This is a genomic window from Enterobacter cloacae complex sp. OE43NF, from assembly GCF_023544405.1.
Lineage (GTDB): Bacteria > Pseudomonadota > Gammaproteobacteria > Enterobacterales > Enterobacteriaceae > Enterobacter > Enterobacter cloacae.
In genome coordinates this window covers 1-14,951 of sequence record NZ_JAMJFW010000067.1, presented here as the reverse complement: position 1 = coordinate 14,951, position 14,951 = coordinate 1, and the positions used below count along the sequence as shown (strand labels likewise).

General features: G+C 51.6%; 21 protein-coding genes and 1 pseudogene. 20 read left to right on the top strand and 2 right to left on the bottom strand.

Translation table 11 applies throughout. The features are described 5' to 3' along the window. The 18 genes and pseudogenes from M8370_RS21305 to M8370_RS21230 all read left to right on the top strand — a co-directional run. Positions 1-558, top strand: a pseudogene (locus tag M8370_RS21305) (IS1 family transposase); the annotation flags it as partial. A gap of 298 nt (positions 559-856) precedes the next feature. Then, on the top strand, positions 857-982 hold the full coding sequence (locus tag M8370_RS23480) for a hypothetical protein (RefSeq protein ID WP_255874637.1): 126 nt from the start codon (positions 857-859) through the stop codon (positions 980-982). 185 nt (positions 983-1,167) lie between these two features. Next, positions 1,168-1,416, top strand: coding sequence for a helix-turn-helix domain-containing protein (locus M8370_RS21300; RefSeq protein WP_064357924.1), 249 nt, complete (start codon positions 1,168-1,170; stop codon positions 1,414-1,416). Positions 1,417-1,543: 127 nt separating this feature from the next. After that, a complete protein-coding gene (locus M8370_RS21295) occupies positions 1,544-1,972 on the top strand; it encodes a hypothetical protein (protein ID WP_223226984.1) in 429 nt (142 codons plus the stop codon). 66 nt (positions 1,973-2,038) lie between these two features. Beyond that, complete coding sequence (locus M8370_RS23685; protein ID WP_502799573.1) at positions 2,039-2,335, top strand: hypothetical protein; 297 nt, start codon at positions 2,039-2,041, stop codon at positions 2,333-2,335. Positions 2,336-2,400: 65 nt separating this feature from the next. Then, positions 2,401-2,784, top strand: coding sequence for a tyrosine-type recombinase/integrase (locus tag M8370_RS23680; protein ID WP_502799572.1), 384 nt, complete (start codon positions 2,401-2,403; stop codon positions 2,782-2,784). A 240-nt stretch (positions 2,785-3,024) separates the two neighbouring features. Beyond that, positions 3,025-4,005 carry a plasmid segregation protein ParM gene (locus M8370_RS21285; RefSeq protein ID WP_196385335.1) on the top strand — a complete coding sequence of 327 codons (981 nt, stop codon included), beginning with the start codon at positions 3,025-3,027 and terminating at the stop codon, positions 4,003-4,005. A 2-nt stretch (positions 4,006-4,007) separates the two neighbouring features. After that, a complete protein-coding gene (locus tag M8370_RS21280; RefSeq protein ID WP_196385334.1) occupies positions 4,008-4,451 on the top strand; it encodes a plasmid partitioning/stability family protein in 444 nt (147 codons plus the stop codon). Positions 4,452-4,630: 179 nt separating this feature from the next. Continuing rightward, complete coding sequence (locus tag M8370_RS21275; protein ID WP_250021688.1) at positions 4,631-5,137, top strand: hypothetical protein; 507 nt, start codon at positions 4,631-4,633, stop codon at positions 5,135-5,137. Further along, positions 5,130-5,609, top strand: coding sequence for a helix-turn-helix domain-containing protein (locus M8370_RS21270; RefSeq protein ID WP_196385333.1), 480 nt, complete (start codon positions 5,130-5,132; stop codon positions 5,607-5,609). The genes M8370_RS21275 and M8370_RS21270 overlap by 8 nt, the downstream gene beginning before the upstream one ends. Positions 5,610-5,743: 134 nt before the next feature. Beyond that, a complete protein-coding gene (locus M8370_RS21265) occupies positions 5,744-6,193 on the top strand; it encodes a JAB domain-containing protein (protein ID WP_196385332.1) in 450 nt (149 codons plus the stop codon). Positions 6,194-6,237: 44 nt separating this feature from the next. After that, positions 6,238-6,504 (top strand): helix-turn-helix domain-containing protein, encoded by a 267-nt coding sequence (locus M8370_RS21260; RefSeq protein ID WP_250021687.1) that lies wholly within the window; start codon positions 6,238-6,240, stop codon positions 6,502-6,504. Positions 6,505-7,148: 644 nt separating this feature from the next. Beyond that, positions 7,149-7,328, top strand: a complete 180-nt coding sequence (locus tag M8370_RS21255; RefSeq protein WP_023285836.1) for a hypothetical protein — start codon at positions 7,149-7,151, stop codon at positions 7,326-7,328. A 72-nt stretch (positions 7,329-7,400) separates the two neighbouring features. Then, positions 7,401-8,261: a DUF4942 domain-containing protein gene (locus M8370_RS21250; protein WP_196385331.1), complete on the top strand. Its 861-nt coding sequence runs from the start codon at positions 7,401-7,403 to the stop codon at positions 8,259-8,261. Positions 8,262-8,450: 189 nt separating this feature from the next. Then, positions 8,451-8,891, top strand: a complete 441-nt coding sequence (locus M8370_RS21245; RefSeq protein ID WP_196385330.1) for an antirestriction protein — start codon at positions 8,451-8,453, stop codon at positions 8,889-8,891. Positions 8,892-8,934: 43 nt separating this feature from the next. Next, positions 8,935-9,219, top strand: coding sequence for a hypothetical protein (locus M8370_RS21240; protein ID WP_077138894.1), 285 nt, complete (start codon positions 8,935-8,937; stop codon positions 9,217-9,219). Between the two features lie 153 nt (positions 9,220-9,372). After that, complete coding sequence (locus M8370_RS21235) at positions 9,373-9,606, top strand: hypothetical protein (protein WP_196385329.1); 234 nt, start codon at positions 9,373-9,375, stop codon at positions 9,604-9,606. A 53-nt stretch (positions 9,607-9,659) separates the two neighbouring features. Next, positions 9,660-9,980, top strand: coding sequence for a DUF5983 family protein (locus M8370_RS21230; protein ID WP_196385328.1), 321 nt, complete (start codon positions 9,660-9,662; stop codon positions 9,978-9,980). A gap of 288 nt (positions 9,981-10,268) precedes the next feature. On the opposite strand, the gene M8370_RS21225 is transcribed toward M8370_RS21230, so the two are convergent. After that, a complete protein-coding gene (locus tag M8370_RS21225; RefSeq protein WP_233093419.1) occupies positions 10,269-10,688 on the bottom strand; it encodes a MobC in 420 nt (139 codons plus the stop codon). Positions 10,689-10,977: 289 nt separating this feature from the next. Here M8370_RS21225 and mobA point away from each other — a divergent pair, with 289 nt between their 5' ends. After that, complete coding sequence (mobA, locus tag M8370_RS21220) at positions 10,978-11,289, top strand: plasmid mobilization protein MobA (RefSeq protein ID WP_016162079.1); 312 nt, start codon at positions 10,978-10,980, stop codon at positions 11,287-11,289. Between the two features lie 2 nt (positions 11,290-11,291). Then, positions 11,292-13,220 carry a TraI/MobA(P) family conjugative relaxase gene (gene traI / locus M8370_RS21215; RefSeq protein WP_064357930.1) on the top strand — a complete coding sequence of 643 codons (1,929 nt, stop codon included), beginning with the start codon at positions 11,292-11,294 and terminating at the stop codon, positions 13,218-13,220. Positions 13,221-13,369: 149 nt separating this feature from the next. Here traI and M8370_RS21210 read toward each other — a convergent pair whose 3' ends face one another. After that, positions 13,370-14,323 (bottom strand): Rpn family recombination-promoting nuclease/putative transposase, encoded by a 954-nt coding sequence (locus tag M8370_RS21210; RefSeq protein WP_064357932.1) that lies wholly within the window; start codon positions 14,321-14,323, stop codon positions 13,370-13,372. Between the last annotated feature and the right edge of the window lie 628 nt (positions 14,324-14,951).

Here is a 14,951-nt window from a genome sequence, read left to right as displayed (position 1 = left end):
TTCTCAACCCGGTACGCATCAGAAAATCATTGATATGGCTATGAATGGCGTCGGATGTCGCGCCAGTGCACGCATTATGGGCGTTGGCCTCAACACGGTTTTACGACACTTAAAAAACTCAGGCTGCAGTCGGTAAACTCACGCATACAACCGGGCAGTGATGTGATTGTCTGCGCTGAAATGGACGAACAGTGGGGCTACGTCGGTGCTAAATCACGTCAGCGCTGGCTGTTTTACGCGTATGACAGGATACGGAGGACGGTTGTGGCGCACGTATTCGGTGAACGCACGCTGGCCACGCTGGAGCGTCTTCCGGGCCTGCTGTCGGCCTTTGAGGTCGTGGTATGGATGACGGATGGCTGGCCGCTTTATGAATCACGCCTGAAGGGAGAACTGCACGTTATCAGCAAGCGATATACGCAGCGCATTGAGCGGCATAACCTGAATCTGAGGCAACATCTGGCAAGGCTGGGCAGGAAGTCACTGTCGTTCTCAAAATCGGTGGAGCTGCATGACAAAGTCATCGGGCATTATCTGAACATAAAACACTATCAGTAAGTTGGAGTCATTACCCGCTATATGTAGTGGCTCCGTCAGCTGGAAACGGCAAAAGATATGGTGCCCGCGCCGGCAGCCACGCGACCGTTCCCCTGCCTTCCTCTCCCTGTTGATTTCGCTTTTTCCGGTATTTACGTTTTTTCCGCAATCGCGGCGCCGGCGAAAAGGTATTTTCCGGTGGTTGCGGGCGCAAAAGTCGCAGGGTGAAAAGATAAGGGGGGGAAATTATCAGCCGGTCTGATGTGTGAAGCCCGGCAGGGTTATACAGGGCAGGTGAAAAGGGACAGGAAGAAGCAACATGAAGACGCCAGGCATGCTGTTTGTGCTGCTGCTGGGCGCCGGGTTTCTGACGGGCCGTGATATCAGACAGGAAGTGCGCGTGAAAAAGACGACGAGTCCATTTTGCCCTTCAGCGCCTGTTTAACCGCCTCAAATTCTTCCTGATGTCCATCGTAATCGTTGAGAACCATCGCGTCTCCTGTTGTGTATACGGCGAATTTATTGTTTTAAAATTCCTTAAAATGTTCAAATATGAACATTGTAAGGCTGTAAATAAAGCCGGAATATAGCCAACTAATCCACCCGGACAGAGCATGGGAGTGCGGCGAATTGACCGGATTTGACTTGATCCTTTGGCGACGGGGCCTGAACTGGACCCAGGAACGCGCCGCGGCAGAGCTCGGCATCAGCCGTACCAGTTTGGTAAAATATGAGGACGGTGAGGCTGTGCCCCGGACGATACAGCTTGCCACCGCTGCACTCACGCTGAAAGCGGAATGGCCAACAATGAAGACCATGAGCAAGGACAGGCTGCTGCGGCAGCTGAAGCACGAAGTGCTGAGGCTCAGTAATGAATAAGTCCATCCCTGTTATCGGCTCTTTTATCCCGTATCCGGGATCCCGGCCGCCGGCTGAAATGGTTCATCCTCAACAGGAGATTATATGAAACTAAAAGGATACGTCACCGCTCTGCCGGTGCTGCTGTATGCTACCCGGACAACCCACCGATTATGGGCGCTTCTGTAACGTATCAGGCATCGCCAGCCACGGTGAAACCTACCGTGTCAGTGACAGCCAGGATTTCTGGTTAACCCCGAACGGCCGCTATCTCAGCCAGGCTGAGTACAGCAGTCCGGCAGATACGCTTCAGAAACTGACGGGTGTGGTCAGTGGTGAAGATCCTGACCAGGCGCGGAAGAAGGCTGTCAGGGTGCGGGTGTTCCGAGTCGAAAGTGAGAGCGCGAGTAAAGGTGCGTGCCTGCCCGTACGTTATGACGACAACAACGCACGGCGGAAAATGGATTCGCTGACTAACGGCCGGCGTATGAAGGTGTACAGTGAAGATGCTGGTCAGTCTGGCCAGCTGATTTACGATAATAGTCGCGGTGCCGGCTTCAGTTACAGGTTACTATGAGCCGGTTTCGGCAAAAAAAACTCTAAAATTCAGCCTCCTGCCGGCTGATTACCGGATTTTAAAAAATTGAACACTTTTCCCCTGCAAATTCCTCAGAATTCACGTAGCGACGCCATCGGGACCGGGCGCGTGGCATACGCCTACTTCGATTATGCCGATGCACTGGCGCTGCGGGAGATGGCCAGCCAGGCTGATTTACCCAAATACCTGCTGGCCCCGGAGGTGTCGTTATTTCTGCGATACGTGCCTGACCTGCGCCAGCAGGTCCTTTTCGACACCCTCTGGAACACGGGCGCACGCATTAATGAGGCGCTGGCGCTGACCGGCGCCAGCTTGACGGTTCCCGGCCGTTTGTCCGGCTGAAGACGCTTAAACAGCGTCAGCGTCAGCGTCAGCGCGGGCGTGGGAGACCGGGGAAGGATGAGGCGGTGTTCAATATTGTTCCTCTGACCGATCCTCAATATGTCAGAAAGGTGCGTGAGTTTCTGACCACCCTGCGTATTGGCAAACAGCAGTTGCTCTGGCCGGTGCATAGTGATAACACGCCGCGTAACTGGATCAGGAAAGCGCTGGACCTCGCAAAATGTGACTCTGTCACTTTTAGTATCCCCGTCACCTGCCACACGTTCCGGCATAGCTTCTGTATGCACCTGATCCAGCATGGGGTTCCTCTGAAAGTTGTGCAGGCCTACACCGGGCATTCCCGGCTGGAAACCACTGAAACCTACACACGCGTGTTTGCACTCGATGTCTGGCGTCAGTATGGCGTCCGATTCAGCCTTCCTGACAGTCATTTAACACTTCCGGGATAATCCTCATTCCATTCTTATATTTCCATATAAATCTAAATTAATCCTTAATGTTTCTTTGTCAGGCCGTTAACAGGACGGTCTGGCCGTCTTTTGTTGGTTTTTGTTCGGTATTTTTCCGTATTTTTCTATATTTGTGCGTCCTTTTGTCTTTACACGCAAACCTGGATGCGTAATAATCCATTTGAGTGTTTTATTTTTCCTGATTGATACGGTTTTTTTCTAAATGATGTGAGGTTTGAAATGCGTATTTTTGTTGACGACGGTTCCACCAACATCAAACTGGCCTGGATGGAAGAAGGCGCAGTGAAAACGTTGATCAGTCCGAACAGCTTTAAACCGGAATGGTCCATGACACTGCAGGGGCTGGATGATTCAACGGTGCCGGCTTCCGCCAACTATGAAATTGACGGGGAAAAATACAGCTTTGACCAGCTGAGCCCGGATGCCGTGCGCACCACGGAAACCCGCTATCAGTACAGTGATGTGAACGTTGTCGCTATCCACCACGCGCTGATGCGCTCCGGCATTGAACCGCAGCCGGTTGACATTGTTGTGACGCTGCCGCTGGGCGAGTACCTGGATGAGAACGATCAGCCTGACTTGGCCAACATCGAGCGGAAAAAAGCGAACGTGAAACGCGCGGTGACCGTTCAGGGGCGTGAGAGCTTTACCGTGCGTAAAGTCAGTGTGCTGCCAGAGTCGGTCCCTGCAGGCTTCAGTGTACTGAAGGATCTTGACGATCTGGACTCCCTGCTGATTGTGGATATCGGTGGAACGACGCTGGATATCGCGCACGTTCGCAGCAAAATGTCCGGGTTCACCAAGACGTATTGCGATCCTAAAACCGGCGTATCCATCATCACCGAGGCCGTAAAACACGCACTGGATGCCAGCGTGAGTACCCGTACCAGTTCATATTTTGCCGACCGTCTGATCCAGGCGCGAAATGACGAAACGTTTCTTTCCCGTTACCTCCAGAATGCTGACCAGCGAGCCCAGGTGATGAAGGTACTGCATGAGCGTGAAAAAGCCCTGACGCACCGTGTCACCGATTCAGTTGGCCGCTTTGCCGGCTTCACGCACGTCATGGTTGTCGGGGGCGGTGCCAGTCTGGTCGCCGGCGCAGTGAGGCAGGCCACGGGGGTGAGTGACGATCGTTTCTTCGTCAGTGATAATCCGCAGTTCGATCTGGTTCTGGGTATGGTGGCAATGAAGGGTTGAGTATGACTGATAACCGTAAATGCTCGTTTTATATCTACCCGGAGCGCAATGCGGCAGACCGGGTAGCCGACGGCTTTCTTGAGAAACTGCCTCAGAAAGAGCGTGGCCGCGCGATGCGCGCCATGATGCTCTGTGGTGCCGCGCTGATGAAACAGGACGAACGCCTGCCGTTCCTGATCGCTGAATTTCTGACGGAGAGCACTTCGATGCAGGATATTCAGCGGATCATTAGCAGTACGCTGCCGCAGCAGGATACAGGAGAGATGGCGCGTCTGGTTGAGGCGTTTCTGCAGGCCACCGGCGGTGGCAGCCACATGGTGCCGCCGGCAGGCGGCGCTGAGCCGGAAAACAGTACCGCCGTGACTCCCGAACCGGCCGCACCGGAGGACAAAAATCTGGAAGAAACCCGCAAGAACGTCCAACATCTGTTCCCGGATGATGACTAAGGTGAACTTCCGCGCCATCGCTGGCAGCCCTAATGTGGAAAATGTGGTGCTGATCAGCGGTGTGCCTACAACAGCGGCAGACACTCTGCCGCCGGCAATTTAACTTGATTATATGGCTCATTCGCCGTATTGTTAAAACTCATTTTCGGTAGCGCCCCGCCTGGCGAAGGAGTAAAACCATGCAATCATTCCCCCTGTTCGTTTCCCGTGCCGTACTGGTGATCACCAGTGACCATTGTCTGCGGCAGCAGCGCAGCTCCCTGCACCACACGTCATGCCAGATTAACCTGAGCTCAGGAAGTCACCTGCGCTTATGGCCTTTCTGCACGCTACCCAGGCGGGAAATAAGCGACCGGCAACCGGCTATGCCCCGCGGTTACTGGGTCAGGCACTGCGGCCGGGATGTCATGTTTACGGGGCGCATTGGTGAGGCAGATCCTATGAAACAGGTCTACTACAACGAAGGCTGGAGCGGTTCGAGCAAGTATACGTTTGAAGTTTATCAGCTGGAGAACGGGAGTTACCGGGCGCTGGTCCGCAAATGGAATGGCAAAATCAATAAGGTGCAGCAGGAAACACAGTACCTGTCTGACACGCGAGAGGGACTGAAACTCCAGGACTATCCCCGCACGCGCCAGGTGAAAATATTTCTGAATTCTGACTTCTGGGAGAAGGGTGATGATTAAGATGGTTAGCGTCGTTCCGCAGCCGGAAACGGTGAAGATGCTCCGGGGAAAAATGGGCATGACTGAAACCGCATTAGGGGCCGTCATGGGGTATGAACTGCGCGCCTGGCAGCGTAAGGAAGCCATCAGCGACGACCTAAGTCAGTACAACAAGACCAGTCTTCGCCCGGGCGAATATAACATGCTGATGCTGATCGCCGGCGTGCATTCTGATTACCGCCTGAACAGGACATTCAGCCCGGATGATATGGTTAAAGAGCCCGCCACGGCCGAAGACGTTCGCCGCCTGCGTCTGGCGCTGGGGCTGAAACACGCTGAAATTGCAGCTCTGTTTGGCTATAAGCCGGCGTCATGGCAGACCAAAGAGAAGGTCGCACAGCGTGGCGTGAAGCTCAAGACCGGGGAATTCAATTTCCTGTTACTGCTGGCCGGTGAGCATCCGTCACTGCAGCTGGTTGAAAAAGTGAAATAAGATCAGCTGCGGACCTGATAAAAGCCCGTTAATTCTGGTTTTTTATAAGGTGCTGTATTTGTATATAGGACAAAATGTCCTAATATATATTTGTGGCCGGGCAAGGTGCTCAGGTCCCCTACCAAGGGAAATATATGAAATTTTCAGCAGAAGAACTCAACATTATCCGCCAGGCGGATGCCATTATTGCCAGCAAAATTACCACCACGGATTTTATTACCGGTGCAGACGCCGCGCGTTCCTTGCTGCGGTTTCGTCTTGCTGCAGAACCACGCGAATCATTCTGCGCGTTCTTTCTGAACAGTCAGAATGGCGTGATCGCCTTTGAAGAACTGTTTCAGGGAACTATCAACAGTGTCACCGTTCATCCGCGTATCGTCCTGCAACGCGCCCTGCATCATAATGCCGCCACCGTGGTACTGGCGCATAACCATCCTTCCGCTTTCACTGAACCCAGTCAGGCTGACAAGCTGATCACCGAGCGTCTGGCGCAGGTGCTGGGGATGGTTGACGTCAAAGTCCTCGATCACCTGATTGTGGGCGGCTGCGATATTTTCTCTTTTGCTGAACATGGTCTGATTTGACAACCGCGGCCGCACAGTGGTGCGGCCGGCTCTGGAGGCTTGCTATGGGCAATAAATATACCGTGCCACTAAACGTGGGCGCGATCCGCGAAAGCTGTTTCCGTCCCGCTGACAAATGGACCCCGCCTACGGGGGATGAACTCCGCTATTTGCTGGAAAATGTGCTTAACCTGAGTCAGGAGGGGCTTGCGCGACATGTTGGTGTTAACGGCAGAACGGTGCGCCGCTGGGTGAACGGAGAAAGCGACATCGCGTATTCCGTCTGGTGCATCCTTTGCATCGATGCCGGCTTACCGCCGTTCTGGAAATAGCTGCGCAAAACACCGGCGCGAAAATGTGCTTCCTGAAGAGAAGCTGAAGGGCTTGTGCAATTGCGAACCGCAGTACCGAACATCGGTACTGGAATCCAGTGAGGGGCTGAGCCGCTATCAGGCCGGGGCTGAAAACTGAGAAGGTGGCCGCCTCCTGCTGGGGCTATACGGCCATTAAACCTGTATTGCCCTGAAACGCGCTGTACGCCTCTCTGAGCGCTTCTTTAAAAAAGCTGCACCTTTTCTTCGCATTTATCGCTTTGACGTGTCCAGGCGTGCATTCAGAACCATTCTGATTTGATTTCGGCCCGGTATTTTCCAGTGAGCCTGCTTTAGATATCCTCAGAGCGTTTCCTTCCTGTTCATTTCAGGTCAGTTGCAGTCATTCCCTGGTAGTCCCACCGTTCCCGCAGCGGGTTCAGGCTATCGTGAGTGTCTGATGCCTGGACCTCTGCACCATGCCGGCAAAGTGCCGCCAGCTGGATCTAAAAGCAATATATTCAGGGACAGGCGTCAAGAGAAAAACAAAGAAAATTAATCATATAATGCTTGCCATGCATGGCTCATTAGACGTATTATAATCACATCGAAAGGCAATGAGGCTTTTCGCGGTAGCGCCCCGACTGGCGCAGGAGTAAAAAATTATGAGTAAAGCACTGACCCCTTCCCAGCTTAAAGCTGAACTGGACACGCAGAAAGATGCGCTGCTGAAGGCGTGCCTGTATGCCCTCAACGAAATCCCTAACCGTCGTTTAAGTGGTCCGTATTCATCCACGTATGCGCTGGCCGCGCAGGTCAGTAAACTGCTCCAGAGCTGCAAATAATCATTGATGGGCTGGCATTGCCAGCCCTGTTCAACGCTAACGGTAGCGCCCCGCATGGCGCAGGAGTCTGAAATGTCATCTGAAAATACTCTCCCGTCGGTCGATCTGATGTCCTGCCAGCATGGTGGTGACGTGATCCCGTCCATTGCTATTGAGCGCATTATCTCGTTGCGGGATGAAGGTATCCGCGTCTATCTCGACGGCATAGGCAAGCTGCGAAAAGCGCGCGATCTGATGCAGCAGGCCGGAGGCTGTCAGTACCTGTATGACTACGACAAAGCCGTAGAGAGCGCCATCAAATGGAGCGACACCACGCCAGACCAGGCCGAAATGGCTATTTCCCGCGTTATCGACGGAAAAATCTGGGATCGGCTGATGACGGAAACCGGCATGTATACGCTGATGAGCAACAAGCAACGTCAGGAATGGGATCAGCAGGTGGCAGGCAAAGAAATGCCGCCGATAACGCTGGATAACGTTATGAGCACGTTCCGGCACCTGAACGCAAGCAAGGCGGATACTTTCACGCAAGGTCTGATAGATATCTTTAAATCCCTGTCGTGGGATTATAAAACCAATAACCCCTGCATGTTTGGCAAGCGTATCATCATCGCGCCGTTGCTCGATGTCTGGCGCAGTGGCTGGGTGCGCTTCAGCTCAGACGGGCACACCAAAATTGACGATCTGGCGCGGCCGTTCTACGTGCTGGACGGGCGTAACGTGCCTGATTACCGTGTATCTGACGGCGCCAAACTGGATGCTTTTTTCAGTGAAAACCAGTTCAACGGTAAGGTGTTCGAGTGTGATTACTTCAGCGTGCGATATTACAAAAAGGGCAGCGCGCACATTACGTTTAAACGCCCGGATCTGGTTGAGAAGATCAATAATCTGGTCGCCAGTCACTATCCTGGGATGTTACCCCCTCGCGTGTAATCCAGACGGCAGGCCGCATTTGCGGCCTGAAATATAAACAGGGAAAGGAAGTATTCCCCGGCCTGAGAAAATCATGCCGGGCATGTATTTATTGCTTGATCGGTATGGCTCATTAGACGTATAATGATCACATCGAAAGGCAATGATGCTTTTCGCGGTAGCGCCCCGACTGGCGCAGGAGTACAGAAAATGTCTACTGAACTGAATCAACCCGCCATCACTGCACGCATTATCCCCAATAACCGCCGCATGGCCTTTCTGCCACGCCTGTTCGGCGCCTGGTATCTCACAGGTGAGGCCGGTGTCTACAACCACGCAAGCTCTCTCTGCGCCGATTATAAAGGCGGTTCCTGGGAGTTCGTCGAACTGTCTTGCGGTAGCGGCTTCATGTACCCACTGAGCGCAGAGCGCTTCACGGTATCGGTTAGCGGTAACTGGTTCGAAGGGGAACTGTCCGCAGAAGCTACCGGTATCGTGCTGACCCTGTTCACCCTGAACCACATGATCTGGCACGCACATGAAGAAGGCTATCAGCACATCTGCGACATGCTGATCACCCAGCAGGAAAAGCTCAAATTATATGCCGACCAGCACGCCGAAGCCGGTTTGATTTACCGCGCGATTGACTGAAACGGCGGCCCCCGCGAGGGGGCCAATACTGACAGGGGGGAAAATGTTAACACTAACTGATATTCGCGCCAGCAATACGGTGCTGGTTACGGAATTTGGCGGCGTGCGTGCTGTGCATTTCTGTCTGCATGAAAAATTAAGCGGTAGCGACAACGATCTGTGGTTTCCGCTTGCCAATGGGGCCGACCTGTTCGAGGCGCTGGAAAGCATTATGTGCATCAATTTTGCCGCTGCTAACGTTGTCTCGCTGGAGTTCCTGCGGCAGAACGGGAAGTGCAAAGACTACCGGATCACCTACAACAAGGCCAAACTCAAGCCATTATGTTAGATATCTGACATCATTAAATGTTCATATTTGAACAAAATTAATTAAAAAATACGCCTGATGAGTTGATAAAATGGCTCATTAGACGTGTAATGATCACATCGAAAGGCAATGATGCTTTTCGCGGTAGCGCCCCGACTGGCGCAGGAGTAAAAAATGGAACTCAATGAAACTGCAAAATTACCTGACTCTGATGCACGGAAAATTAACGCCGTAGCGTCTCAGGCATACCCTCTTGGCCTCCTGCCTAATCTGAAAATTAACTTCTACTCTATTGACGCCATTCAACTTGAACTGCGTGACAACAGTGGTGATCTTATCTGGCGAGATTTCACATTCTCCCTCGATTTTATCAACGGTTTTATGCCTTATATCGGACCAATAAATTAGCACTGATTATCGACGGGAGCGGGGGAGAAACTCCCCCGGAAGGAGATTAAGAAATGGTATTAACCGGTATTGAAACAGTAAAGGTAGTGGTGATCTGTACAGGCCACGTCAGCCATCAAGATTCAGAGATTATCCCTGAGTTTCTCTGGAACAACTGGAAAGAATCCGGAGAGTTCTGGATAAGCAGTACTGCTCACGGTTGGTTATTTCGGTTGTGTGCTCTTCCCGATGAATGGGAGGTGCGTCTGAAAAATTTTGGAGTAAGTGACGGCTGCATATCAAATCTTAGAGTGCTGGAATGTGAAGGATATGACTGGGTTCATTTCCAGGCTGATGCACCCATCGTGGAGGAACTTCAGCACTGGGACTGGTAATAATCTGGAACACTAAAGGGGGGTTAAAAAGCAGAGAAAAAAAGGGCCGGATTGCGAGCACAATCCGGCAGGTTGACAAAAGAAAATGTGAGGTTTGCTTATGTCATTATCCATTCTACAGCTTGCCGAAGATCTTGCAAAGGGTAAGCGAATGAGAGTACCACCGATGAACGGACCGGAGTGGCGACACTTCTGTTTCTGGCTTGAATATTACATGGGATACAGTATGTAAAGTAACGAACGGCACTCATGGCAGAGCCGTTTTTTTTAACTTTCAGCGGGGAGGTTTCACGCCTGAACTGGCGTTTTATCCTCAGTAGATGAAGAGACCCGCTTTCTCTGACGTGTTCTTTTTCCTTCAGTAATCTCTTTTAAATCTTTAAGCGTCACGTCATGAAAACCAAAGTTTTTAAGGTGTTCAAGGATTTCGCTGAGTGTGTACCCCTTGTTTTTAATCAGCATCTCAATATCACTTTTCAGGGAGTCAAGTACATCTCGTTTCTGTAATCTTTCTTGCGTCACATCTGGGAGTTCAGCCAGCTGACCTCGAATAGATTCGATGTCTGCTGTGCTGTACAGCTTCGATTTTTTGGTAACCATTCTGGAATCCTCCACCGGAAAAATTTTCATTGTATCTACCGAAAAAATCATTACAAGCAGAGCAGAATATTCTGCGTAAGAATTTGGATAACCAGCTGCGGAAATCATAATCCCTTTGCGTTAGAGGAAAAGTAGCCTGTCCCGTTTTCTTTGAAATACAGGCGATGATTTGCCCTACATGAGTATCAATATACCGGAACTTGTTCTGCGTACTCCCTTTGTCATCTGGCATACAGATTGCAAATTTGCTAAACTCATTTTAGGAGTTCAAAAGCGGGACAGGATATGTTTTGTATTACCGCCACCACGGTGGCAGCAATCCAAAACTCCTGGTCAGGGCGAAGCCCCGACACCCCATACCGTGCTAACTGTAGGACCGAAAGGAAGATTTAGCGTCATGAGTAAGAGTGAGCGACGTAACAGAACAGCCACTCTTCCGCCGGTAAGATGTCTTCCGGAAGAGCGGGATGAGATACGTCAAAAGGCGGAGGATGCAGGTCTCAGCATTGGTGCATTTATGCTTAGGGCTGCGTTAGGAAGGAAGATTGCCCCGCAGACAGATCACAAACTCATTAACGAGCTTTCACGTCTTGGCGGTTTACAGAAGCACCTCTTTAAAGAAGGGAACGGGGTCGGCAGTAAGGAGTACGCAGAGATACTGCAGGCCATCAAGGCAGCCATTTTCAGGATAGAGCAAAAGAACGACTAGACATGAACGCCATCATTCCACCCAAACGTCGCGACAAGAAGTCCAGCTTTGTTCAGCTGGTCGCGTACGTTTCTGTGCGTGATGATGTCCCGTTAAAAGACGAACTGAAAGAAGACCAGCGTTTCCAGCGACCGTCACGTTCCCGCCAGGCCATTTTTGATCGCCTTGTTGATTACATGAACCGTAGCGAAGGAACGATCACCGAGCAGATAACTGACATGAGTCCGGAAGGAGACGTCCGCTGTTCTGTTGACGGTGTTATCTGTCAGCATAACCTGATGTCGGTTGAAACAGCCGCAATGGAGATGAATAGCATTGCTATGCAGAACCTGCACGTAAAGGATGCGGTTTATCACTATATTTTGAGCTGGCAGGAAGATGAAAATCCTTCTGACGATCAGGTTTTTGATAGTGTGAAATACTCACTCAAGCGCCTGGGTATGGAAGAAAACCAGTATGTTGCGGGGATTCACCGTGATACGGATAATCTGCATGTTCATGTTGCGGCTAACCGCGTCCACCCGGTTTCTTATCGTGCGGCTAATGTCTGGAATGACGCGGATAAACTTCAGCGTACCTGCCGCGAACTGGAACTGAAGCACGGATTTAAAGTGGATAACGGAAGCTGGGTTCGTGATGCTGACAACAACATTGTGCGGGCCAGAAAAGGGTACCGCAATGCACCACGTTCAGCGCGACAGCTTGAACACTTTTCTGATAAAGAGTCTCTTCATCATTTTGCAGTCCAGCATGTTCGTAAACCTGTTAATGCCATGTTCCGAGAGAAGAACGCGTCATGGGAAAAACTGCATCAGGTCATGAATGATGCTGGTTTAATGTTAGAGACTTCCGGCAAAGGATTGATCGTGCGTGATGTGTGTGGCGATGAGAAACTGGCCGTTAAATCATCGCGGGTTCACCCTAGTATGACGCTTTCCCGTCTTGAGCCTGCGCTGGGAACCTTTGTTCCCTCCCCACGTTCTGCGGAAATGGTTAAGCAAAGTGTTCAGACGCCTTACAGTGACAAACTGCATGTCCGCGATCGTGGTGCCCGTGCGAAGCGCCGGCAGGCACGCGCTGACGCCCGTATCGATTTGCGCGAACGCTACGGGAAGTACCGCAACGCCTGGAAAAAACCTGACCTTCACGCCGCTGAACGATTCCGGGCTGTGTCCGCTGCATTTAAAGAACAGAAGACCCATATCCGGGATAACGAGAAAGACGCGCATATGCGTAAGCTCATGTACCACATCGTGGAGTTTGAACGTGAGAAGTCGATGGCAGCGCTGCGTATTGCACTGAAGGCAGAACGCCAGAAGTTGTATGACGAGGGCATGATGCGGCCGCTGACCTACCGTGCCTGGACCGAACAACAGGCGCTTCACGGCGATCAGGCTGCGCTCAGTCAGTTGCGTGGCTGGTCTTACCGACAGAATCGTAAAAACCGGACACCGCAGGCCTCTGAAAATATTATTTACTGTGCACCTGCAGATGACACTTCGTTGCTCAAAGCAGATGGTTACGAGGCCCGCCTGCATCGTGACGGCGCGGTTGTCTATTCCCGCCAGGGGCAGGATGCCATCATTGATCGGGGAGACCGCGTTGAAGTCATTAATCCGTATGATGACGGTGACCTCAACACGCGCATTGCCGTTGACATGGTGGCCTGGAAATCAGGCGAGCGTGTCGAATTCAGCCGGGATGGCTGTTTCGCATATGCTGCCGGCGATGCGGTGGCTGCGCACAACCTGCATCATCGTGACAGTATCATCGTGCCGAGTGACCGGGAACAATACGACTATACGCGGGAGAAGTTTAACCAGCTGAAAGGCCGGTATACGGACAGTGAACGGGAGGCACTTCGTCAGCAATATGACGAACGTTATTACGACGATGTCCGTAATAATGACGACAGCAGTTATAAGCCATAAAACCGCTTCGGTGCAGCATTAAGACGACAGAGCATCTGAGGGGATGTCAGGGTATTTGACTGTGCTGTCGCAGGCGGATCTGAAGGGAATTTCTCCCTGTCCCCACAAGCGTACGCTGATGGCCAGACAGGGAGTGCCAGGAAACGTGATTAGTGGCGGATCTGCGCCAGTTCGTCTTCCGTCAGACCAGTCATTTTCATGACGGTGCTACGGTCGATACCGTTCTGCAGCATGGTACGGGCTATTTTCAGAGTGGCCTGACGCTCACCTTCTGAACGACCTTTTTCAATACCGCGCTGTTCACCGAGCTGCAGACCTTCAGCTCTGCCCTTCTCGATACCTTTTTGTTCAAGCTGTTGTGCGATGGTCATAAGTGCGTCTCCGTGTTGCGGCACACGCTGTGCCAGTTCGCGTACAAAGGCTTCGGCGTCAGCTGTTTCGCCTGCCTGTACAATATAGTGTACCAGCGATATTACCTGTGATGAAGAGAGATATCCGGCCAGTAAAATGGGGGCCAGTCGATCAACCAGTTCAGCCAGGTCCCGCTGATGAATGTGTTTCTGCAGTAAGGTCAGGGCAGCCATACTGCGATGTCCGGCGATTTCATCATCCGGGATGACCGTAACGTCTACAAGAGGGAAAGCGCTGCTGTAAAGTTTGCCTGCCAGCGCCGGATCGTCAAACTCATCCAGCCACCGGGTGGAGTAAGGATACGGGGTGCGTTTCCCCGTATAGAACAGCACCGGTATCACCAGTGGCAACTTTTTATGGCCGGAATCAAGATGACGCTGCATCGCGGCTACCGCATACCGGATTAGACGAAAGGCCATATGCTTATCCGGAGACGACTGGTGTTCAATGAGTACATGGACATAGCCTTCCCCAGTTGTCGTTTTCAGGCTGTAGAGCACGTCACTGAAATACTGGCGGAGATCATCCTCAACGAACGAGCCGGATTCCAGTTTGAGCGTGCTGAGATCGCAGACGGTGCGCAGCTCTGCAGGCAGGTGAATTTCCATGAACTCCCGGGCAATATCCGGTTGCGTCAGGAACTGCCTGAATGTGGCATCGTGGGGAGTGGGGGTGCTGTTTTTTTTCTTCATCGGCAATAGCCTGTTAAAAATGACATGGAGATGTTATCACAACCCGGAAAAGTAATAATTGTCGCTGAAAGGAATGACCATCCGCCATTCTTTATGGGGGCGGTTAGGATCGTTGCCTTACACTAAACTGCCCCCAGGAAAATCATTTACGGATACAATGCTGGCCTTGATTTTGTGTCCGATCTATCTATCTGAATATATTTTCTCGATACTTTTGCGTATATCGTTAAGCCTGACTGGTTTTGTAAGAAGCTCAACCCCATCGACTGGACTCTCGCTGGAGTAAGCGCTGATGAAAATAAAGGGTGTTTGTGTGTTGGGACCTGAGCTTTTTTTTACTGCCATATAAAGCTCGTCGCCGGTCATGATTGGCATTTGCAGGTCACTAAGGGGGAACCGCAGAATTCGGAAAAAATCGTACGCTAAGCTAACGGTGTTCTCGTGACAGCTCTTTGACTAGGCTTTCTAAGGCCATTCTGATAGCCCTGACTTCCTGAAAAGCCATGGCTAAAATTTGTGCGGCTAAAAGGGATAACCGATGGTAAAGTAAGTTATCCCTGTCGAGATACTGAAAAGCGTTATCCTCGTTTTTCCCAAAACTGTTTTGCCAGTTCGCTCAGAGCGCTAG

What these genes read in the sequence shown, in the direction of transcription:
- mobA (WP_016162079.1), top strand. Translation starts at nt 10,978, where the DNA reads ATGAGTAAGAGTGAGCGACGTAACAGAACAGCCACTCTTCCGCCGGTA.
- M8370_RS21230 (WP_196385328.1), top strand. Translation starts at nt 9,660, where the DNA reads ATGGTATTAACCGGTATTGAAACAGTAAAGGTAGTGGTGATCTGTACA.
- M8370_RS21240 (WP_077138894.1), top strand. Translation starts at nt 8,935, where the DNA reads ATGTTAACACTAACTGATATTCGCGCCAGCAATACGGTGCTGGTTACG.
- M8370_RS21270 (WP_196385333.1), top strand. Translation starts at nt 5,130, where the DNA reads ATGATTAAGATGGTTAGCGTCGTTCCGCAGCCGGAAACGGTGAAGATG.
- M8370_RS21260 (WP_250021687.1), top strand. Translation starts at nt 6,238, where the DNA reads ATGGGCAATAAATATACCGTGCCACTAAACGTGGGCGCGATCCGCGAA.
- M8370_RS23480 (WP_255874637.1), top strand. Translation starts at nt 857, where the DNA reads ATGAAGACGCCAGGCATGCTGTTTGTGCTGCTGCTGGGCGCCGGGTTT.
- M8370_RS21255 (WP_023285836.1), top strand. Translation starts at nt 7,149, where the DNA reads ATGAGTAAAGCACTGACCCCTTCCCAGCTTAAAGCTGAACTGGACACG.
- M8370_RS21235 (WP_196385329.1), top strand. Translation starts at nt 9,373, where the DNA reads ATGGAACTCAATGAAACTGCAAAATTACCTGACTCTGATGCACGGAAA.
- M8370_RS21295 (WP_223226984.1), top strand. Translation starts at nt 1,544, where the DNA reads ATGCTACCCGGACAACCCACCGATTATGGGCGCTTCTGTAACGTATCA.
- M8370_RS21285 (WP_196385335.1), top strand. Translation starts at nt 3,025, where the DNA reads ATGCGTATTTTTGTTGACGACGGTTCCACCAACATCAAACTGGCCTGG.
- traI (WP_064357930.1), top strand. Translation starts at nt 11,292, where the DNA reads ATGAACGCCATCATTCCACCCAAACGTCGCGACAAGAAGTCCAGCTTT.
- M8370_RS21225 (WP_233093419.1), bottom strand. Translation starts at nt 10,688, where the DNA reads ATGATTTCCGCAGCTGGTTATCCAAATTCTTACGCAGAATATTCTGCT.
- M8370_RS21265 (WP_196385332.1), top strand. Translation starts at nt 5,744, where the DNA reads ATGAAATTTTCAGCAGAAGAACTCAACATTATCCGCCAGGCGGATGCC.
- M8370_RS21250 (WP_196385331.1), top strand. Translation starts at nt 7,401, where the DNA reads ATGTCATCTGAAAATACTCTCCCGTCGGTCGATCTGATGTCCTGCCAG.
- M8370_RS21280 (WP_196385334.1), top strand. Translation starts at nt 4,008, where the DNA reads ATGACTGATAACCGTAAATGCTCGTTTTATATCTACCCGGAGCGCAAT.
- M8370_RS21210 (WP_064357932.1), bottom strand. Translation starts at nt 14,323, where the DNA reads ATGAAGAAAAAAAACAGCACCCCCACTCCCCACGATGCCACATTCAGG.
- M8370_RS21275 (WP_250021688.1), top strand. Translation starts at nt 4,631, where the DNA reads ATGCAATCATTCCCCCTGTTCGTTTCCCGTGCCGTACTGGTGATCACC.
- M8370_RS21245 (WP_196385330.1), top strand. Translation starts at nt 8,451, where the DNA reads ATGTCTACTGAACTGAATCAACCCGCCATCACTGCACGCATTATCCCC.